General features: G+C 68.6%; 21 protein-coding genes. 10 read left to right on the top strand and 11 right to left on the bottom strand.

Annotation, left to right across the window (positions count from 1 at the left end; translation table 11 throughout):
* Positions 1 to 3 precede the first annotated feature (3 nt).
* Together V0Z78_RS16105 and V0Z78_RS16110 are read left to right on the top strand one after the other, a co-directional pair.
* The gene (locus V0Z78_RS16105; RefSeq protein WP_336345692.1) at positions 4 to 912 is read left to right on the top strand and encodes a pantoate kinase; all 909 of its coding nucleotides are present in this window, start codon (positions 4 to 6) and stop codon (positions 910 to 912) included.
* A 21-nt stretch (positions 913 to 933) separates the two neighbouring features.
* The gene (locus V0Z78_RS16110) at positions 934 to 1689 is read left to right on the top strand and encodes a 4-phosphopantoate--beta-alanine ligase (RefSeq protein WP_336345693.1); all 756 of its coding nucleotides are present in this window, start codon (positions 934 to 936) and stop codon (positions 1687 to 1689) included.
* On the opposite strand, the gene V0Z78_RS16115 is transcribed toward V0Z78_RS16110, so the two are convergent.
* The gene (locus V0Z78_RS16115; protein WP_336345694.1) at positions 1667 to 3217 is read right to left on the bottom strand and encodes a flippase; all 1551 of its coding nucleotides are present in this window, start codon (positions 3215 to 3217) and stop codon (positions 1667 to 1669) included. The genes V0Z78_RS16110 and V0Z78_RS16115 overlap by 23 nt on opposite strands.
* Entirely contained in the window at positions 3218 to 3616 is a 399-nt protein-coding gene (locus V0Z78_RS16120) for an FxLYD domain-containing protein (RefSeq protein WP_336345695.1), read from the bottom strand.
* Between the two features lie 143 nt (positions 3617 to 3759).
* Here V0Z78_RS16120 and V0Z78_RS16125 point away from each other — a divergent pair, with 143 nt between their 5' ends.
* The 4 genes from V0Z78_RS16125 (at position 3760) to V0Z78_RS16140 (ending at position 7314) form a co-directional block, all read left to right on the top strand.
* A complete protein-coding gene (locus V0Z78_RS16125) occupies positions 3760 to 4338 on the top strand; it encodes a hypothetical protein (RefSeq protein ID WP_336345696.1) in 579 nt (192 codons plus the stop codon).
* Between the two features lie 54 nt (positions 4339 to 4392).
* Positions 4393 to 5331: a sulfide-dependent adenosine diphosphate thiazole synthase gene (locus V0Z78_RS16130; protein WP_336345697.1), complete on the top strand. Its 939-nt coding sequence runs from the start codon at positions 4393 to 4395 to the stop codon at positions 5329 to 5331.
* A 75-nt stretch (positions 5332 to 5406) separates the two neighbouring features.
* The gene (locus V0Z78_RS16135; RefSeq protein ID WP_336345698.1) at positions 5407 to 6465 is read left to right on the top strand and encodes a hemolysin family protein; all 1059 of its coding nucleotides are present in this window, start codon (positions 5407 to 5409) and stop codon (positions 6463 to 6465) included.
* Between the two features lie 84 nt (positions 6466 to 6549).
* Positions 6550 to 7314: a DUF7001 family protein gene (locus V0Z78_RS16140; protein WP_409338746.1), complete on the top strand. Its 765-nt coding sequence runs from the start codon at positions 6550 to 6552 to the stop codon at positions 7312 to 7314.
* Positions 7315 to 7499: 185 nt separating this feature from the next.
* Here V0Z78_RS16140 and V0Z78_RS16145 read toward each other — a convergent pair whose 3' ends face one another.
* Both V0Z78_RS16145 and V0Z78_RS16150 read right to left on the bottom strand, forming a co-directional pair.
* Positions 7500 to 8498: an LLM class flavin-dependent oxidoreductase gene (locus V0Z78_RS16145; RefSeq protein ID WP_336345699.1), complete on the bottom strand. Its 999-nt coding sequence runs from the start codon at positions 8496 to 8498 to the stop codon at positions 7500 to 7502.
* Positions 8495 to 8695 (bottom strand): hypothetical protein, encoded by a 201-nt coding sequence (locus V0Z78_RS16150; RefSeq protein WP_336345700.1) that lies wholly within the window; start codon positions 8693 to 8695, stop codon positions 8495 to 8497. The genes V0Z78_RS16145 and V0Z78_RS16150 overlap by 4 nt, the downstream gene beginning before the upstream one ends.
* A 195-nt stretch (positions 8696 to 8890) precedes the next feature.
* Here V0Z78_RS16150 and V0Z78_RS16155 point away from each other — a divergent pair, with 195 nt between their 5' ends.
* Positions 8891 to 9286 (top strand): acyl-CoA thioesterase, encoded by a 396-nt coding sequence (locus tag V0Z78_RS16155; RefSeq protein WP_336345701.1) that lies wholly within the window; start codon positions 8891 to 8893, stop codon positions 9284 to 9286.
* Here the strand turns inward: V0Z78_RS16155 and V0Z78_RS16160 are convergent.
* The 3 genes from V0Z78_RS16160 to dcd form a co-directional block, all read right to left on the bottom strand.
* Positions 9281 to 9940, bottom strand: coding sequence for a class I SAM-dependent methyltransferase (locus V0Z78_RS16160; RefSeq protein WP_336345702.1), 660 nt, complete (start codon positions 9938 to 9940; stop codon positions 9281 to 9283). The genes V0Z78_RS16155 and V0Z78_RS16160 overlap by 6 nt on opposite strands.
* Positions 9937 to 10839, bottom strand: coding sequence for a thiamine-phosphate synthase family protein (locus tag V0Z78_RS16165; RefSeq protein WP_336345703.1), 903 nt, complete (start codon positions 10837 to 10839; stop codon positions 9937 to 9939). The genes V0Z78_RS16160 and V0Z78_RS16165 overlap by 4 nt, the downstream gene beginning before the upstream one ends.
* A gap of 70 nt (positions 10840 to 10909) precedes the next feature.
* Positions 10910 to 11497: a dCTP deaminase gene (dcd, locus tag V0Z78_RS16170; protein ID WP_336345704.1), complete on the bottom strand. Its 588-nt coding sequence runs from the start codon at positions 11495 to 11497 to the stop codon at positions 10910 to 10912.
* An 86-nt stretch (positions 11498 to 11583) separates the two neighbouring features.
* On the opposite strand from dcd, the gene pth2 reads away from it, so the two are divergent.
* A complete protein-coding gene (gene pth2 / locus V0Z78_RS16175; protein ID WP_336345705.1) occupies positions 11584 to 11922 on the top strand; it encodes a peptidyl-tRNA hydrolase Pth2 in 339 nt (112 codons plus the stop codon).
* A gap of 53 nt (positions 11923 to 11975) precedes the next feature.
* The gene (locus V0Z78_RS16180) at positions 11976 to 12632 is read left to right on the top strand and encodes a DsbA family oxidoreductase (RefSeq protein ID WP_336345706.1); all 657 of its coding nucleotides are present in this window, start codon (positions 11976 to 11978) and stop codon (positions 12630 to 12632) included.
* Positions 12633 to 12749: 117 nt separating this feature from the next.
* Here the strand turns inward: V0Z78_RS16180 and V0Z78_RS16185 are convergent, their stop codons facing one another.
* The gene (locus tag V0Z78_RS16185; protein ID WP_336345707.1) at positions 12750 to 13118 is read right to left on the bottom strand and encodes a thioredoxin family protein; all 369 of its coding nucleotides are present in this window, start codon (positions 13116 to 13118) and stop codon (positions 12750 to 12752) included.
* 220 nt (positions 13119 to 13338) lie between these two features.
* Here V0Z78_RS16185 and mutS point away from each other — a divergent pair, with 220 nt between their 5' ends.
* Entirely contained in the window at positions 13339 to 16008 is a 2670-nt protein-coding gene (gene mutS / locus V0Z78_RS16190; protein WP_336345708.1) for a DNA mismatch repair protein MutS, read from the top strand.
* Here the strand turns inward: mutS and nucS are convergent.
* The 3 genes from nucS to V0Z78_RS16205 form a co-directional block, all read right to left on the bottom strand.
* Complete coding sequence (nucS, locus tag V0Z78_RS16195) at positions 16005 to 16721, bottom strand: endonuclease NucS (protein WP_336345888.1); 717 nt, start codon at positions 16719 to 16721, stop codon at positions 16005 to 16007. The two genes, mutS and nucS, sit on opposite strands and share 4 nt — an antisense overlap.
* Before the next feature lie 64 nt (positions 16722 to 16785).
* Positions 16786 to 17220 (bottom strand): DUF6735 family protein, encoded by a 435-nt coding sequence (locus V0Z78_RS16200; RefSeq protein WP_336345709.1) that lies wholly within the window; start codon positions 17218 to 17220, stop codon positions 16786 to 16788.
* A gap of 38 nt (positions 17221 to 17258) precedes the next feature.
* A complete protein-coding gene (locus V0Z78_RS16205; protein WP_336345710.1) occupies positions 17259 to 18332 on the bottom strand; it encodes an NAD(P)/FAD-dependent oxidoreductase in 1074 nt (357 codons plus the stop codon).
* Positions 18333 to 18413: the final 81 nt, after the last annotated feature.

The following is an 18413-nucleotide window of genomic DNA, read 5'->3' on the forward strand; positions in this document are numbered from 1 at the left end:
GATATGGTCGAGCAGGAGGGATCGGTCCGTGCGTTCGTTCCCGGTCACGTCACCGGGTTCTTCAGCAGCCACCCCGACGAGGATCCCGAACGGGCGGGCTCGCGGGGCGCCGGAGTGACGCTCACCGACGGCGTCTCCGTCGAGGTCGTTCCGGCCGAGTGCGTCGAGACGCGTCTCAACGGCACTCCGATCTCGATCCCTCCCGTCGAGCGGGTGCTCGACGCGCTGTCGATCTCCGCGCGGGTCGTCGCCACGACGGATCTGCCGCTCGGAGCGGGCTTCGGCGTCTCGGGAGCGATGGCGCTCGGGACGGCGCTCGCAGCCAACGAGGCGTTCGACCGGCGTCTCTCGGAGAACGACCTCATCACGATCGCCCACGTCGCCGAGGTCCGCTCGGGAACGGGTCTCGGCGACGTGGTCGCACAGGCGCGCGGCGGGGTACCGGTCAGACTCGATCCCGGCGGGCCGGCGTACAACCGTCTCGACGGGGTGCCCGCCGGCACGCGCGTCGAGTACCTCACGTTCGGCGAACTCTCGACGGAGTCGGTGCTCTCGGGCGACACCGAGCGGCTGACCGAGGCGGGCCTCGAATCGCTATCGATGCTGATCGAGGAGCCGACGCTGTCGGCGTTCGCGTACGCCTCGCGACGGTTCGCCCGCGAAGCCGACCTCCTCACCGATCGGATCACGGACGTGATCGAGGACGTCTCCGACGTCGGCGGCGAGGCCTCGATGGCGATGCTCGGCCACACCGTCTTCGCGCTGGGCAGCGGCCTCTCCGACGCCGGCTACGATCCCTCGATCTGTCACACCCACGCCGCGGGCGCGAGCCTCCTCGACGAGGAGGCCGACCCGAGCGTTCGCTCCTCGTCGCCGTACCCGCCGCGTGTGGACAACGCAGGCGACTTGTAGCTCCGCGATCCGAACGGTGACATGACTGAGATCCCGTCGGACCACCCCCGCCACGACTCGCTGGTGACGCGCCACCGCATCGAGGCGGGCGTCGAGAAGGGCATCACCAGTAGACAGGGGCTCATCGCCCAGGGCCGCGGTGAGGCGTTCGACTACTTGCTCGGCGAGCGCACCCTTGAGAGCGCCGACGAGGCCGCGCGCGCCGCCGCCGCCCATCTGCTGCTCGCGCGCCACCCGGTCGTGAGCGTCAACGGCAACGTCGCGGCGCTCTGTCCCGAGGAACTGGTCGAACTCGCGGAGGCGACGGGGGCCGACCTGGAGGTCAACCTCTTCAATCGGACCGAGGAGCGCGTGGCGGCTATCGCCGATCACCTGCGCGAACACGGCGCGAGCGAGGTGAAAGGACTGACCGCGGACGCCCGCATCCCGGGGCTCTCCCACGAGCGAGCGAAGGTCGACGCCGACGGGATCTACGACGCCGACGCCGTGGTCGTCCCCCTCGAGGACGGCGACCGCGCGGAGGCGCTGGGCGCGATGGGAAAGACCGAGATCGTGATCGACCTCAATCCCCTCTCGCGCTCCGCACAGGTCGCGGCCGTTCCGATCGTGGACAACGTCGTCCGCGCGGTGCCGAACGTCGCCCGCCACGCCCGCGACCTGCGTGAGACTCCCCGCGAGGAACTCGAGGCGATCGTCGCCGCCTTCGATGCCGACGCGGCGCTCACGCATGCCGAGCGAGCGATCCGCGAGGGGGCTATCGCCGACGAACGGTCCTGATCGCTCGCCGTGCGGCCGGGCTGATCTGGGTGGCGATCTCGGCGTCGTCCTCGGTGAACGCGTCGGTCAGATAGAGCATGACGCCGTAGACGACGAAGACGACCGGCGGCAGGGCGACGGCCACCACGTAGACGCTTTCGATCACCAGTACGACGGCACCCCCGGCCAGCGCCGCGGGCACCGCCGAGAGCAGCACCTTCCCCAGCTCGACGGTGAGTGGCTGGACCCCCCGGAAGTGGTAGGCCTCGAGGACGGCCGCGAGCGCGTTCGCGGTCAGCGCGCTCGCGGTGCCGATCGCGGCGCCCGTGATCCCGATTCGAGGGACGAGGAGGACGCTGACGGCCACGTTGATCCCGAGCAACAGCGCGGTGTTGACGAAGACGAGGCGCGAGTAGCCGAGCCCCTGCAGCAGGGTTCCGTCCGGGCCGCCACAGGAGGCGCTGATCAGGTTGGCGCCCGCGAGGATCACGACGGCGGCGGCCGCCACCGCGTACTGTGGGGTGAAGACGACCGAGAGGTACGCGCTCGCCCCCAGCGCGATCGTGATCGCGACCGGGAGCGTGAGTCCGGCGATCCACCGAGTGACGATCTGGTAGCGCGTTCTGACCGCCGGCGTGTCCTCCTTGGCCTCCGCGATCAGCGGCTTGAATATCGGACCGAGCGAACCCGAGAAGATCATCAGGTTCGCCGCCAGCGCGTAGCCGACGCGGTAGATGCCGACCTCCTCGCTTTCGAGGAAGTAGCCGATCACGAAATAGTCGATCTGGCCGAGGAAGATGTAGATGATGCCCGCGAACGCCAGCGGCACCGAGTAGGAGAGGAGCGGCCGGGGGTCGGCGCGGACGGCGTCGGCCTCGAAGACGTAGCGGGCGTTGCGCCACAGCATCACGAGTCCGGCCGAGATGGCGACCACGACGCCGACGAGATAGCCGCCGACGACCCCCAGCAGCCCGTAGCCGAGGAGGAGGAGGGCGGCGGTGGTGACCAGCCTGACCGTCGGGCGGATGACGTCGCGCATGTAGACCCGGAACTTGAGGCGTTTGATCGCGCTGAAGCTGCCGAGTAGCGCGTTGTAGATCGCGAGGAACGGAACCGTGGCGCTCAACAGCCAGAGGGCCGCCCGGAGCGAGGGCTCGTCGAAGGCGTCCGCGATCAGGTCCGCCGAGAGCACGACCAACCCGGCGACGACCGTCGAGGAGACGAGCACGACCCCCGTGACGGTGACGAGTACCCCCCGGGCCTTGCCGTACTCGCCGTCGCTCAGATGCTGGGGGACGAAGTAGTCGATCGCCTCCGGCAGTCCGAGGTTCGCGAACGCCTGGACGAACAGAATGATCGAGGTCGCGAGGATGAACAGCCCGTAAACCGAGGGGCTGACGAGCCGTGTGATGACCGCGACGATGGCGAAGCCGAAGACCTTCTTGATGACGTTGCCGCCGAAGGCGATCGAGCCCTCGCGGGCCATCGTCGCGGTCGAGGTGTCGTCCGATAGCGGGACCGCGTCCGACGTCGAGCTATCGTCGGCCATTCAGAGCTCGGTTCCGATCTCGAGTTCGTAGCTCTCAACCTCGGCGGCGTCCTCGCCGACCTGCGGATAGACGATCTCGAACTCCCAGCGTCGGCCCTCGGGATCGTCGCCGTGGCGCCCGACCTCGTCGATCTGCTCGATGATCGTATCGAGCAGTTCACCCTGGTCGTCGTAGAAGAGCGCGCGGATCTCGACGTAGCTCACCTCGACACCCTCCTTTACCCGAGCGATTCCGTGGACCGCGACGCTCTCCTCCTCGGTGCCGACGTTCTCGCGGACGAGTTCGCTCTCGACGATCTCGACGCGTTCGCCCTCGAGGGGGTCGTCCGACTCGTTCTCCGAGTCGTTGGGCTGCTCGGAGCCGTCGTCGCCGTCCCCTTCGTCTCCGTCGTCGCCCATACAGCCGGCGAACGAAACGAGCGCTGTCGACGCGAGGAAGGCCCGACGACGCATTAGCCCGGCGTACGCGGTCCGCGCCCATATACACGTCGAGTCATCCCGATCGATTATCGTCCCCGATTCCGTTCGCGGACACGCCACGAATGTCCGACGATCCGTATCCCGACGTCCCGGCGGAGCGCCTCTCGAACGACGGCTGGAGGCGGGTAGAGCGAACGAGCGAGACGCTGTTCTCGCTGCCGGCGTTTCGCGTCGAGGGTCACACGCTGCTGTACGAACGACCCGATCTGCGCGAGGCGATCCGGGCGACGTCCGAGGCGGCTGATCTCCCCTGGCGATTCTTCTTCGCCACCCGGCTCTCGTTCCGCCCGTCGCTGCCCGCCGGGATCGGCGCGCTCTCAGCGTTCCCGACGGTGCTCGGGGCGGCCCGACGGGAGTTCGTCGCCGACCTGCGCGAGCGCGGTTTCGAGGCCGTCGAGCGGGGACGGAGCCGCCGACTTCTCGTCGACGTGGGCGAGCGGGCGCGGCTGACTCCCTACGAGGCACGGTTCGACGCGGGAACGCTCGAGGCCGGAATCGCGGCGTGGCTCGCGGTCTGGGTTCACGAGGGGGAGTTCCGGATCGCCGGCGGCGCCTACCCCACGAGCGGCCTCGATCCCGTGACGCTGGAGCCCGATCGCTACCGCGAGGAGCTGTTCGCGCTGATCCGTGGGGTCCGATAGACGGCCACGACGACCGCAACGACTTTCAACCACCTAGTAGTATTGACTAGTGGTATGAGCGAGTACGACCAGTTCAGCGACGTCGGCGAGGCGGACGTAACGCGTGCGATCGGCCAGGAGTGGACCGAGGAGTTCATGGACTTCTCCGACAGCGACGTGATCATCGTCGGCGGCGGCCCCTCGGGGCTGATGGCGGCGAAGGAGCTCTCCGAGCGGGGCGTGAAGACGATGGTCGTCGAGAAGAACAACTATCTGGGGGGTGGGTTCTGGCTCGGCGGCTTCCTGATGAACAAGGTGACCGTCCGACAGCCCGCCCAGGACGTCCTCGACGACCTGGACGTCGACTACAAGCCCGCCCAGGACTCCGAGGGGCTCTACGTCGCGAACGGTCCCGAGGCGTGCTCGGGGCTGATCAAGGCCGCCTGTGACGCCGGCGCGAAGATGCAGAACATGACCGAGTTCACCGACATCGTGATCCGCGAGGACCACAGGGTGGGCGGCATCGTGATGAACTGGACGCCCGTCCACGCGCTTCCGCGCGAGATCACCTGCGTCGACCCGATCGCCGTCGAGGGCGATCTGGTGATCGACGCGACCGGTCACGACGCGATGGCGGTCACGAAGCTCCACGAACGCGGCGTGCTCGACGCGCCCGGCATCGGCGACGCGGCCGCGAACGCGGGCGGCATGGATCAGACCGGCGACGACTCCTACGGCGCGCCGGGTCACGACTCGCCGGGCCACGACTCGATGTGGGTCGGCGAGAGCGAGGACGCGGTCGTCGAACACACCGGCCTCGTCCACCCCGGCCTGATCGTCACCGGGATGGCGACGGCGACGACCTACGGCCTGCCGCGGATGGGTCCGACGTTCGGCGCGATGTTGCTCTCGGGCAAGCGAGCCGCCCAGGCCGCCCTCGACGAGCTCGAGGTCGACGCCGAGCCCGTCGAGCTCACCGACCGGCAGGCGGCGGCGACCGCGGGCGACGACTGAGTCCGACTCGGAGCCCGCCGGGCGACGGCCCGAAACCGAAGTCCCTTTCCCCGCCGCTGATCACGTCGTACCCGAATGGTCACGGTAGAGACAGCTGCGCGGCTCGTCGCCGGCATCCTGCTCATCCTCACCAACGGGTTTTTCGTCGCGATCGAGTTCGCGCTGACGCGTGCTCGCCAGTTCACCGAGGAGGAGTTCGTCGGGGGCAATCCCGGGTTGGAGCGCGCGTGGGAGATGACGCAGAATCTCGAACTCTATCTGACCACTTGTCAGGTCGGGATCACGGCCTCGAGCATCGCGGTCGGGATCGTCGCCGAGCCCGCGCTGGCGGCCATCTTCGAGCCCTTCTTCGAGGGCACCTGGCTTGCGACCGTCGGGTCGGCCGCGATCCTCGCCTTCCTCATCATCAACCTCGTGCACCTGACCCACGGCGAGCAGACGCCGACGTACCTGGGTGTCGAGCGCTCGCGGTGGGTCTGTCAGTACGGAGCCACTCCCCTCTACTGGTTCTACCGGGTGATCTCCCCGCTCATCACGCTCGGCGACTGGGTAGCGAAAACCACCCTCAAACTGTTCGGCGTCGAGATGACCGGCGCGTGGCTCGAGACCGAAGAGGACGTCATCCGGAGCCGAGCCGACCTCAGAAACCAGATGCGCTCGGTGCTCGCGGAGGGCGACCTCGATGAGGAACGAGGCGAGGAGGTCCTCAGTGCGCTCGCGGCGGGACGCATGACCGTCGAGGACGTCATGGTCGACGCCGAGGAGGTGGTCTTTCTCTCGACGGAGATCCCCCTCTCGGAGAACCTCGATCGTCTGTCGGGATCACTGCACAACCGCTATCCGCTGATCGGCGACGATCCCGAGGACTTCCGGGGGATCGTCTACGTCTCGGCCGCCCTCGACCGGATCGACGAACTCCGGTCCGGCGAGACCGACCTGAAGGGGATCGCGGCGCCGCCGATGACCGTCTCCACTGACATCAGCGTGAGCGACGTCATCGATCGGTTTCAGGAGGAACACCAGGAGATGGCGCTCGTTCTCTCGGATGAGGAGGTCGTTGGACTGGTGACCGCCACGGACGCGATGGAGGCGGTGGTCGGAGAGCTGGAGGACCCGCTCGACGACGAGTCGTGATCAGCCGGGATCGATGAGATCCGCTTTAACTACCCTGTCACAGCGACCGTAACGCAGTTTCACCTGGCGGTACCAGTCCATGGTATGATCGATCGGATCACGCTGTACCGGGCGCCTACCGCCGAGGCGGACGTCGATACGATCGCCGGCTGGCTCCGTGAACGCACCGACCACGAGGTGGACGTACGCGACCGTTTCCTCGACGTCCACCGTCACGACGGTCTCGCCGAGCGCTTCGCCGAGGCGCGCGTGCTCGACCCCTACGACCGCGAGACGGGCAACTCGATGCTCGGCGTGGTTCGTTACGAGGAGCGGGCTCTGGAGAACCCCGAGCGTGCGGGCGGGGTGCTCTACGACGGCGTCGAGCTCCAGCGTGCGCTCAACGACGCGCTGCCCGACGGCGAGCGCGACCTCTCGCACCTGCACGTCGCCGTCCTGGACCGCGCGATCGGCACCTGGGGCGACCACGACGGCCGGTGGCACAAGCGGGTGAACGTGCTCGGCCAGCCCGCGCTCGTCTCCGTTCCGGGACTGTACGAGGCGCCCGCCAAGCCCGAGGCGTACTACCAGGAGAAACAGCGCCACGCGCTGCTGTCGGGCGACGCCCCGCCGCGAGAGGTGCTCGAGAACGAGGTCGAGGGCGAGTTCCTGATCGCCGACGACCCCCGCACGACCGAGGCGCTCAAGGGCTACGTCCTCCAGGCGCTCGACTACGTCGAGACCGGCGAGCCGTTCTGCGAGGACGAGCGCTGTCGCCTGTACAACGCCCACCGCCAGCCCGAACTGATCGAGGCACAGCTCCGCGAGCCCGAGTTCTGCGCGAGGCACGCCGAGCGGTACGAGGTGTAGCGAGCGCAGAGCCAGCGAGTAGCACTCGCGCCGTTTTACGAGAAGCACACCGAGTTCCACGAAGCGTGACGAGCACAGAGCTAGCAACCACGGAATACGTGCGCCGTTTTGCCGTTTGCGTGTCTCACGTTCGAGTAGCGGGTCGCGCGAACCGTTAAACTCGCCCGACCACGCCGCTATCCGCCTCAGAGCACCGTCTCTGCGACCGACGAAAACGCTCGAAGCTGTCGTCGCTGATCGCCGGCGGGGAACCTGACGACGAACCGTTCGACGCCGGCATCGAGGTACTCCGCCACGCGTTCTTCGACCGCGTCGACGGTCCCGAACGCACCCCGTTTCCGGATCTCCGCCCTCGAGAGCGCCTGCTCGGAGCGGTAGGCCACCTGTTCGCCGTAGTAATCGCGGTAGAACTCCCGCGCCCGTTCGATCGCCGTCGCCTCCGACTCGGCGACGACGACGTCGAGATAGTAGCCGGGCGTGATCGCGTCGTTCGGCCGGTCGGTCCCTTCGAGCAGCTCCGCGATGTACGTGCGGCCGGCGGCGTACTCCTCGGGCGGCATCGCGATCGGTAACCAGCCGTCACCGTGTTCGATGAGCCGTCGCTGGATCTGCCGGGGAAAGCCCTCGCTCGGCTCGAACGCGGCCGACGCCACGTAGATCGGCGGTTTCCTCGCCGGTTCGAACCCGATCCCCGCGTCCTCGACTCGGTAGTGGTCTCCGGCGTGATCGATCGCCGTGCCCTCCCAGAGCCGTGAGACGACCGTGAGCGCTTCGTTGAGCATCGCCCCTCGACGCTCGTAGTCGACCCCGAGCTGTCGCATCTCCTCTCGTTCGGGGGGTCTGACGCCCACACCGACGCCCAGCGAGAGCCGGCCGCCGCTCAGTTGGTCGAGCGTCGCGGTCATGTGAGCGACGTGGACCGGATGGCGAAGCACGGGCAGGTAGACCGCGGTTCCCAGCTCGACGGAATCCGTCGTCGCTGCGACGGTACCGAGCGTGACGAGCGGCTCGAATCGGGGCTTCGCGAGGACGCTGTCGCCCACCCAGAGCCCGTCGTACCCGAGGGATTCGGCCCGTCGAGCGAGCCCGACGACGTCGGCGCTGGCGCGAGCGGTCAGCTCCGTCGTCGAGGTACTCGAGGCAACGATGCCCCGCGTCGGTAGCAGATATTCGACCGTACTCACGAGGGATTCACCGTCGCCTTCGACGGATGCAGTGTTAATAGCACCCGTGGTTCGCGATCGAGGACAGCGGTGGGACAGAGGGTCAACAGCGCCCGTTGACCGGGGCGCAGGTCCGGCCGTCCGTCCTCGTCCGCCGGAAGTCCGCGGACGTCGCGTGTCGAGCCGTCGCCGTTTCGCGAGTCGATCTCGGCCGCCACCTCCCGACCGCGCTCGCGGTCCCGTTCGACGATCGCGACCGACGCTCCGCGCTCGCGTTCGCGCCCGTCAGCAGCACTGTCAGCAAGATGAGTGAATATTATTACACGTACTCGAACTGTCTCCGTCGAGTCATAGCGCTGACGATGGTGCGTCGGATCGCGGGAGTTATGCTGCTCATGACTCTCCGATGAAGAATGAGTCAGTTCTCTTCCGACATTCAGGTGCGGTTTCGCGACATCGACGCGATGGGCCACGTGAACAACGCCGTCTACGCGACCTACGTCGAGCAGGCGCGCACCGAGTACTTCCACCGGATCCTCGACGTGGGACTCGACGCCGTCCCGACCGTACTGGCTCGTCTCGAACTCTCCTACGAGCGGCCCGTCCGGCTCGAACAATCGGTGACCGTGACGATCGACGTCCCTGAGATCGGCCGGTCGAGCCTCCCCATGGAGTACGAGATCCACGCTGACGGCGATCGGGCGGCGACCGCGACGTCGGTGCAGGTGTTCATCGATCCCGAGACCGGCGAGTCCAGCCCCATCCCCGAGCGCTTCCGCGAGCGGATCGCGGAGTTCGAGGGGTTATAGGACGCGCCCGGCGGACAGCCTGAGCAGACCTAACAGTCGGTCCTCGTGGACGGTCCGTTCGCAGTGCCGCTCGAGCGCCGCGTGGCCCGCCTCGACGCGCCGGTCGAGTAGCTCGTGGGCGGGCGTCTCGCGGCGGCGCTTCCCGGGCGTGGAGGCGAGGACGAACGCCCGGAAGGGCGCGTTGACCAGCGGGCCGTAGGGACGTCGGCTCCGCGCCGCGTTGAGCAGCGCGATCCGTCCACCGAATCCGAGCAGGTCGCACCACCGTTCGACCACGCCCACGGGATCGGTGAACATCCCGACGACGAAGGTCGCGAGGACGGCGTCGACCTCGCTCTCGGCGACCGGTGGACGGGTGGCGTCGCCACGCACGAGGTGGACGTTGCGCCAGCCGTTGTGCGCGACGTGTTCGGCCGCCCGATCGAGGACGCCCGGCGAGAAGTCCACACCCACGACGGTGCCCTCGGGGCCGACGCGCTCGCGCAGGTAGCCGAGGTTCGCGCCCGTCCCACAGCCCATCTCTACGACGGTGTCGCCGAGTTCGAGGTCGAGCGCGTCCGCGGTACGAGCGCGCACGTCGGCGACCCCCGGGATCCGCCGCGAGACGGGGTCGTAGAGCCGCGCCCACCGGCTGTAGAACGCCTGGGCGCTCATCGCAGCAGCACCCGGACGCTCTCCGCGGCGGTCTCAGCGTCCTCCGCCAGTACGTAGATCACGGGCTCGATCCCGAATCCGCCGGTCTGGGCGAGCACGTCCGCCTCCGGAGTGGCCTCGAGCGCGTCGGCGATCGCCCGGTCGAGCGACTGCTCGCCCTCGAACTCGACGACCGCGTAGCCGGCGTCCTCGAACAGCGCGACCAGCGAGGGATCGTAGCGGACGTTCAACGCGGCGCACGCGTCGCTGCCGTGTTCGCGGGCGGTGAGCAGCACGCTCGCGACGTGTTCCGAGACGCCGAACTCGGGGTCGCCGGGGATCGTCGCCCGCCCCTTCACGTCGAAGATCCGGCCCGGCACGCCGGCGACGTCGTCGATCGTCGCCGCGTCGGGCGTACACTCGACGAGGTTCGAGCCGACGTTCGGGATCAGCCCCGCGAAGCCGCTGCTGTTCTCGAGGATGCGAAGCCCCCGCCGGACCGACGAGAGCACGCGTTCGGTGGTTCTGATCGCGCTCTCGGGATCGTGAATCCGGAAGTCGCCCTCGTAGGCGGCCAGTTCGGGCATCGCACGCTCGTGGAGCTCCGCGAGCAGGTCGCCACGGGTCTGTAGCTCGCGGATGAGCACCTCGGTCTCGACCAGCGCCTGCACCCGACTCATCTCGCCGTTCGCGAGTCCGTCGGCGGCGCGCTCGATCAGCTCCCGGACGCGCTCGTCCTCGATGAACGCCTCCCGCCGCGCCACCTCGCCGTGGGCGTACTTCGAGACGGCGCTCTGGCTGATCCCCAACGTTTCGGCGACCTCGATCTGGGTCAGCCCCCGCTCCCGTAGCTCCTCGGCGAGCATCGAGCGGAAGGTAGGAAGGAACTCCTCGACGACGACCTCCTCGGCGAACTTCATCCCCGATCGCCTCCGAACTCGGCCGAGCTCGTCGGCGAGACTCGCGCGTCCTCGCGGCGCTCCGATGCTCTCATTGGTCGCCCCCGAACTCGAGGTCGCCCTGGATCCGCGAGGCCTGCGGTCCCGTCTGGTCCTGGTACTTCGAGCCGCGTTCGGCGCCGTAGGGTCGGTCGGCGGCGCTCTTCATCTCGGTGAAGATCAGCTGCGAGATGCGCATCTCGGGGGTGAGGGCCACCGGCGCCGTCCCGAGGTTCGAGAGCTCGAGCGTGATCTGGCCGCGGTAGCCCGGATCGACCACGCCCGCGGTGGCGTGGACGACGATCGCGAGCCGTCCGAGCGAGGAGCGCCCCTCGACGTGGGCGAGCAGGTCGTTCGGGATCTCCACCCGTTCCTTGGTGGTGCCGAGCACGAAGTCGCCGGGATGCAGGATGAACTCCTCGCCCTCCTCGACGACGCTCTCGGTGACGTACTCCTCGACCTCGCGCTCGCTTCCGGGATGGATACAGGGGATGTTGGTGCGCTGGAACTCGAGGAACTCCCGGCCGAGCCGGAGATCGACGCTCGCGGGCTGGATCTGGAGTGAGGGGTCGTCGAGCGGCTCGACGACCAGGTCGCCCTCCTCCAGGCGACGGACGATGTCGGCGTCGGAGAGGATCATGTCCGAACCAACGAGTGGGGTGGTGTAAATCTTCTCGATGGGCGCGAGTAGCCACCGCTTTACCCTCGCTCCGACTGCATCCGAACATGAAACAGGCGATCGTCGCACGGACCGACATCGGGATGGGAAAGGGAAAGCTCGCCGCACAGGTCGCCCACGCCTCGCTGTCGGCCTACGAGGACACCGATCCGGGTGCACGCAAGGACTGGAAGGGAGGCGGCCAGAAGAAGGTCGTCCTGAAGGCCTCGGGCGAGAAGGAGATCTTCGAACTCGCCGACCGCGCGGAGCGTGAGGGCGTCCCCCACGCGGTGATCCGCGACGCGGGTCACACCCAGCTCGAATCCGGTACGGTGACCGCGCTCGCGGTCGGGCCGGCGGCGGACGACCGCGTGGATCGGGTGACGGGCCACCTCTCGCTGTACTGATCGTCAGGTTCGGCTATCCGACTCCCTTTAGGCGTGGACGGCCAAGAGCGTCCATGAGCGAGACCACCGACGCGGATCGAACGACCGAGGCCGACGAGGACCGACTCACGATCTACGCCGACTACGTCTGTCCGTTCTGTTACCTCGGGCGGAAGTCGCTCGAACGCTATCAGGAGACGCGCGAGGAACCCCTCGAACTCGACTGGCACCCCTTCGACCTGCGAAGCGGCAAGCGCGGCCCCAACGGGGAGATCGACCACGACGCCGACGACGGCAAGGACGAGGAGTACTACGCACAGGCGAAGGAGAACGTCCGCCGCCTGCGCGAGCGCTACGACGCCGAGATGGCCCAGGAGATCGCGACCGAGGTCGACTCGCTTCCCGCCCAGCTCGCCTCGTTTCACGTCAAGGAGGAACACCCCGAGCAGTGGCGGGCGTTCGACGAGGCGATCTACGCGGCGCTCTGGCAGGAGGGCCGGGACATCGGCGACCCCGATGTGCTCGCCGACCTCGCGGAGGAGGCCGGACTCGACGCCGAGGAGATCCGCGAGGCCACCGAGAACGAGGCGCTCGCGGAACGCATCGACCAACGCTTCGCCGAGGCCCAGCGGCGCGGCGTGACAGGCGTGCCGACATTCGCCTACGACGGGCAGGCCGCCCGCGGTGCGGTACCGCCCGAGCACCTGAAGCGGCTCGTCGAGGGCGTCTGAATCCGGACCCGGGTAGCGACGATTCTCGAAGGCACGAATCGACGGTCCGAATGGCATGCGTGCGCCGCCGTCCGCGCTTCGGTCGGCTCGGCGCTCCGTCCCCTCCCGACGGTCGGTTTAGTTCTCCTCAGCCACGGCCGCCTTCGTCCCTCGAGTGGTGTGTTCCTCGACGAACTCGAGGAGCTCCTCGGTCCCCTGGAACCCCTCGGTGAGATGGCCCACCCGTTCGCCGTCCTCGAACAACACGAGCGCGGGAACGCTCGTGACGTCGTACTCCTCGACCAGCGAGAGGTCGGTCACGGGGTTTATCATGACGACGGTCACGTCGGTCGCCCGCGCGACGTTGCCGAGTACGGGCTCGATCGCGTTACACCTCGCACAGCCCTTCGTGTAGAACTCCGCGAGGACCAGATCGTGTTCCTCGACCAGCGCGTCGAGCTCCGCGCCCGTCTCCGCGCGGATCGGTTTCGTGGAGGGATCGTTCATAGTCGGACGAAGGGGTCGAACGGGGGTAGGTCTCACGGCTGCCCTTGCTGGCTCGCCGCAGCAGACGCTCGAAGCGAGAAAGCAGCTCCTCGACGCGTTCGGCGGCCTGTTCGAGACAGAGGCCTGAGAGCGGTTCTCCCGCCACTCGTTCGGGCGGAGAACGTATCTCCGCCCGAGCGTTTCCAAGGGTATATCGGCTCGCGGGCTCTGGATTACACCCATGGACGCGGCGCTCGGCGCACCCCAGAAGATGCGGGAGCGCCACGAGGACCTGACGCCGATGATGCGCCAGTACTGCGATCTCTGCGAGCGCTACGACGACGCGCTCGTGCTCTTTCAGGTGGGCGACTTCTACGAGACGTTCTGCGAGGCCGCGGAGGCCTCCGCGCGCTTACTCGAGATCACGCTGACCAAACGCGAGGACTCGACCGGCACGTACCCGATGGCCGGCATCCCGATCGACAGCGCCGAATCGTATATCGAGACGCTGCTGGATGCCGGATATCGGGTCGCGGTCGCCGACCAGATCCAGGACCCCGAGGAGGCCAGTGGCGTCGTCGACCGTGCCGTCACCCGGATCGTCACGCCGGGAACGCTCACCGAGGACGAACTGCTCGCGGGCGACGACAACAACTACGTCGCCGCGCTCGCGGTCGGATCCACGGACGAAGCCGGAGCGGGGACCGACGCATCGCTAGGCGATCGGGAGTACGGCCTCGCGCTGCTCGACGTCTCGACGGGTGATTTCGTCGCCACCGGCTCCGAGTCGGCCGAGACGATCCGCGACGAGATCAGCCGCTTCGCCCCCGCCGAGGCGATCGTCGGCCCCGACGTTCCGGAGGATTTCGAGGGGTTCGATCCCGACTGCATGGTGACGCCGTACGACCCCTCGGCGTTCGACCCCGAGACCGCCCGCGAGCGCCTCGATTCGTACTTCGGTATCCCCGAGAAACGCCTCGCGAGCGACGCGGAAATCCGCGCCTGTGGCGCGCTGTTGGCCTACGCCGAGTACACCCGCGGCGGCGCCGAGGCCGACGACGCGGACGAGCACGGTCGCCTCGACTACCTCAACCACCTCACCCGGTACGAGCCTCGCGAGTACATGCTGCTCGATCGGGTCGCGCTCCGGAGCCTGGAGCTGTTCGAGCGCCGGGCGGTCCATGGCGACGCAGAACACACGCTCCTGGGCGTGCTCGACGAGACGGCCTGTGCGCTCGGACGGCGGCGACTCACCGACTGGCTCCGCCGCCCGCTGCTCGATCCCGGCCGGATCGAGGCCCGGCTGGACGCGGTCGAGGAGTGGACGACGCTCGTCGGCGCCCGCGAGGAGGTCCACGACCTCCTCTCCCGGGTGTACGACATCGAGCGGCTGATCGCGCGGATCTCCCGCGGTCGGGCGAACGCCCGCGACCTCCGCGCGCTGAAGGACACCCTCGACGTCGTCCCCGAGATCCGCGAGGCGATGGACGGCGTCGAGAGCGGCTCGCTCTCGGATCTGCGAGCGGGGCTTGACGACCTCGAGGAGGTCCGCGGGCTGATCGAGCGCGCGATCCAGGAGAGCCCGCCGATCGAGATCACCGAGGGCGACGTGATCGCGCCGGGCTACGACGAGCGCCTCGACGAGCTGCGCGAGACCGAGCGCGACGGCAAACAGTGGATCGACTCGCTCGAGGAACGCGAGCGCGAGCGGACGGGGATCGACTCGCTGAAGGTGGGCTTCAACCAGGTCCACGGCTACTACATCGAGGTGACGAACCCCAACCTGGACGGCGTCCCCGACGACTACAACCGCAGGCAGACGCTGAAGAACGCAGAGCGGTTCTACACGCCCGAGCTCAAGCGCCGCGAGGACGAGATTCTCACCGCCGAGGGCCGGGCCGACGACCTCGAGTACGAGCTGTTCGCCGAGGTCCGCGCGGAGGTCGCGGACGAGGCCGAACGGGTCCAGGCGCTCGCCGACACGCTCGCGACGCTCGACGCGCTGGTCTCGCTCGCGGAGGTCGCCGCGAAGTACGGCTATCGCCGCCCCGACATCGCCGAGCCGGGAACGGGTATCGAGATCGAGGGCGGGCGTCACCCGGTCGTCGAGCGCACCCAGGCGTCGTTCGTCCCCAACGGGATCGATCTCCGTCCCGAGGAACGCATCGCCGTCATCACCGGTCCGAACATGTCCGGAAAGTCGACGTACATGCGCCAGGTCGCGCTGATCGCGGTCCTCGCCCAGCTGGGCAGCTTCGTCCCCGCGAGCGCGGCGCGGATCGGCGTCGTCGATCGGGTGTTCACCCGCGTCGGCGCGAGCGACGACATCGCCGGCGGCCAGTCGACGTTCATGGTCGAGATGCGCGAGCTCGCGACCATCCTCAGGGGCGCGACCGAGAACTCGCTGGTGTTGCTCGACGAGGTCGGCCGGGGGACGAGCACCGCCGACGGGCTCGCGATCGCCCGCGCGATCACCGAGCACGTCCACGACGAACTGGGCGCGATGACGCTGTTCGCGACCCACCACCACGAGCTCACCGAGCTCGCCGAACGCCTCGACTGTGCGTTCAACCTCCACTTCTCCGCGACGCGAACCGACGACGGCGTCACCTTTCGACACGACGTCTCGCGGGGGGCGGCCACCGCCTCCTACGGGATCGAGGTCGCACGCGCCGCGGGCGTCCCCGACGCCGTGGTCTCGCGTTCACACGCCCTCGTCGAGGATCGAGGGGAAGCGCTCGGCGACGGCGGGCAATCGGCCGACGCCGGCCCGGACCCGGTCTCCGACGACGGTGAACGTGCCGACGCCGACGGCGAGCTCGCGGCGAAGCTCCGCGGGATCGACGTCGCCAACCTGACGCCGATCGAGGCGCTGACGACGCTCGATCGGCTCAAACGCGAGCTCGATTAGGTCTCGGGGGCGGGCGCCAGCGAGACGAACTCCAGTCCCTTCGTCGCGAGCAGCCGTCGCGCCCGGTCGGTCACCGAGGGCGCGACCAGCACCCCGCGAATCTCGACGTCCGCGTGGAGGTCGCGTTCGAGTGCGCCGACGTAGCGGTCGAGCTGCCCGACCGCGTCGGGGCCGACCCGTCGACGCTTCAGTTCGAGCACGACCACCGCGCCATCCGCGTCCTCCCCGTAGACGTCGACCGCGCCCGCCGGCGTCTCGCGCTCGGTCGCGAGCGGCCGGAAGCCGGGTTCGATCAGCTCGGGCTCCTCCAGGATTCGCCGTTTGAGGTCGGCTTCGGTGCCCGAGACCGAGAGCTCCGCGCTCTCGCCTGCGTCGAACGTGGCGAGGTGGTCGATCCGTTCGAAACGGACGAGCAACTCCTCGTCCGGGTTCGACCGCAGGCTACGTATCTCCACGTGGCCGTCGTCGCCGCGCACCTCGTGTGTGCAGCCCGGCGGCTGCCAGTTCACCGGCTTCTGTCCCTCGGCAGTGTGAACCAGCACCGTCCCGTCGGGCTTGAGCATCAGGTGTCGGTCGCCCGACTCGAGCGAACTCGATGCGCGGCCGTCGTACTCGACGCTACACCGGCCGAAGACCGTTACGAGTGCCCCTCGATCGATCGCGGCCTCGAGTCGCGTGCGCGCCTCCTCCGCGCTCGGTCCGGAGAGGGCGATCGGTCCGAACTCCTCGGTCGTCGTCACCCTCGATGGTAGTCGCCGTGGGGTGAAAAGTGCCGCCCTACGGCACGATCACCTCGGTCGTTCCCTCGAACCCCCTCACTCTCTCCTCGAGATAGACGATCGCCTCGCGCTCGGCCACCAGGCCCTGCTCGATCGCGTCGCCGAGGGCCTCCTTGGTCGCGTGGACCCACCCGTGAAGGTATTCCTCGCTCAGGCCCGCCTCCGGACGGAGCGCGACGCAGGCGCCGCCGGCCGGCCGCCTGCGATCCGCGGTCGGAATCGAGAACGGGACGACGAGGTAGGTCGTCCGCGCCCCGTCCTCGACGACGACGAACTCGTGGAGAGCGAACTCGACGTGATCGAACACGGCGTCGAACGAGAGCGCGGTCGCTATCGGCTCGCCGGGATCGAGTCGGTCGGATCGGTCTCGGAGGCGAAAGACGTCGTAGGTGCCGTTCTCCCGCCTTCGGGCTAGCAGCGTTCGGTGGGCCACGGGTGGCCCCGCCTGGGGCCGGCATGGGAGATAAACCTCTACTTCCCGCCGAATCGGCCGGGATCGAGCGGTTCCAGCAGGTCGTTACGGGTTCCCTCGACGAGCAGATCCGCGAGCAGCCGGGCGACCGCCGGCGCGAGGGTGACGCCCAGCCCGCTCATGCCCGTCGCGACGAAGTAGCTCTCCACCTCGGTCTCGCCGACCAGCGGATGGCCGTCGGGCGTGACCGTCCGGACCCCGACCCACTCCTCCGCCGTGGGCGCCCCCTCGATCGCCGGAACGGCGGACGCGAAGTCCTCCACCGCGTCGCGAAAAGCGTCGTCAACCTCCAGCGTGGCGTCGGGATCGAGGCGTTCACCCTCGCCGTAGTCGGTGGCGAAACGGCCGACGTACAGCCCCTCGGGGCGGCTTCGACAGTACGATCCGCGTTCGAACAGGGAGAACGGCTCCGGACGATCCGCGCCGGTCTCGAGCGAGAGGATCGGCCCGCGGGTGTGGCGAAGCGGGTACTCGAGATCGACCGCATGGTCGATCTCGGGCGCCCACGGCCCCGCGGCGTTCACGACGGCGTCGGCGTCGATCCGTTCGCCATCGGCGACGACGCCCTCGCCGGGGTCGACGTCGGTCACCTCGACGCCGGTCCGGATCTCGACGCCGGCGTCGCGCGCCCGTTCTGCGAACCGTGCGACCAGCTCCTCGGGCTCGAAGTACCTCTCCTCCGGCGTGTACATCCCGCCGGCGACTTCCGAGGGGGCGATCCCGAACTCGTCGAGGTCGACGGGCTCCAGATACCGCGTGTCGACTCCCTCCTCGTTCAGCCGTTCTTCAGCTTCACGGAGCTCGGCGGCGAACCCCTCGCTTTCGGCGACGTAGAGCGAGCCGATCTCCGTCGGTGAGCCGTCGATCGAGTCGTACCCCTCGCGGGCGAACCGGCGAAGACGCTGGTCGTAGGCACTGACGGGGACCTGCTGGCGGTGGAGCATCGCCATCGATGCGGCGGTCGTTCCGCCCCCGAGCTCACCGCGTTCGAGCAGCGTCACCTCGGTCCGATCTCCCAGCGCGGCGGCGAGGCTCGTCCCGATCACGCCGCCGCCGACGATGACTACGTGCATGGTTCCCGTGCTCGCGACCGGGCGATAAGGGTTGTGTGGTCGGCCCGAACGAACGCTCCGAGGGGGTTATCCGCCCAGACC

The sequence above is a fragment of the Halalkalicoccus sp. CG83 genome (assembly GCF_037081715.1).
In the GTDB taxonomy this organism is placed as follows: Archaea; Halobacteriota; Halobacteria; order Halobacteriales; family Halalkalicoccaceae; genus Halalkalicoccus; species Halalkalicoccus ordinarius.

Coding starts and splice junctions, on each gene's coding strand:
- V0Z78_RS16105 (WP_336345692.1), top strand. CDS start 4: ATGGTCGAGCAGGAGGGATCGGTCCGTGCGTTCGTTCCCGGTCACGTC.
- V0Z78_RS16110 (WP_336345693.1), top strand. CDS start 934: ATGACTGAGATCCCGTCGGACCACCCCCGCCACGACTCGCTGGTGACG.
- V0Z78_RS16115 (WP_336345694.1), bottom strand. CDS start 3,217: ATGGCCGACGATAGCTCGACGTCGGACGCGGTCCCGCTATCGGACGAC.
- V0Z78_RS16120 (WP_336345695.1), bottom strand. CDS start 3,616: ATGGGCGACGACGGAGACGAAGGGGACGGCGACGACGGCTCCGAGCAG.
- V0Z78_RS16125 (WP_336345696.1), top strand. CDS start 3,760: ATGTCCGACGATCCGTATCCCGACGTCCCGGCGGAGCGCCTCTCGAAC.
- V0Z78_RS16130 (WP_336345697.1), top strand. CDS start 4,393: ATGAGCGAGTACGACCAGTTCAGCGACGTCGGCGAGGCGGACGTAACG.
- V0Z78_RS16135 (WP_336345698.1), top strand. CDS start 5,407: ATGGTCACGGTAGAGACAGCTGCGCGGCTCGTCGCCGGCATCCTGCTC.
- V0Z78_RS16140 (WP_409338746.1), top strand. CDS start 6,550: ATGATCGATCGGATCACGCTGTACCGGGCGCCTACCGCCGAGGCGGAC.
- V0Z78_RS16155 (WP_336345701.1), top strand. CDS start 8,891: ATGAGTCAGTTCTCTTCCGACATTCAGGTGCGGTTTCGCGACATCGAC.
- V0Z78_RS16160 (WP_336345702.1), bottom strand. CDS start 9,940: ATGAGCGCCCAGGCGTTCTACAGCCGGTGGGCGCGGCTCTACGACCCC.
- V0Z78_RS16165 (WP_336345703.1), bottom strand. CDS start 10,839: ATGAAGTTCGCCGAGGAGGTCGTCGTCGAGGAGTTCCTTCCTACCTTC.
- dcd (WP_336345704.1), bottom strand. CDS start 11,497: ATGATCCTCTCCGACGCCGACATCGTCCGTCGCCTGGAGGAGGGCGAC.
- pth2 (WP_336345705.1), top strand. CDS start 11,584: ATGAAACAGGCGATCGTCGCACGGACCGACATCGGGATGGGAAAGGGA.
- V0Z78_RS16180 (WP_336345706.1), top strand. CDS start 11,976: ATGAGCGAGACCACCGACGCGGATCGAACGACCGAGGCCGACGAGGAC.
- V0Z78_RS16185 (WP_336345707.1), bottom strand. CDS start 13,118: ATGAACGATCCCTCCACGAAACCGATCCGCGCGGAGACGGGCGCGGAG.
- mutS (WP_336345708.1), top strand. CDS start 13,339: ATGGACGCGGCGCTCGGCGCACCCCAGAAGATGCGGGAGCGCCACGAG.
- V0Z78_RS16205 (WP_336345710.1), bottom strand. CDS start 18,332: ATGCACGTAGTCATCGTCGGCGGCGGCGTGATCGGGACGAGCCTCGCC.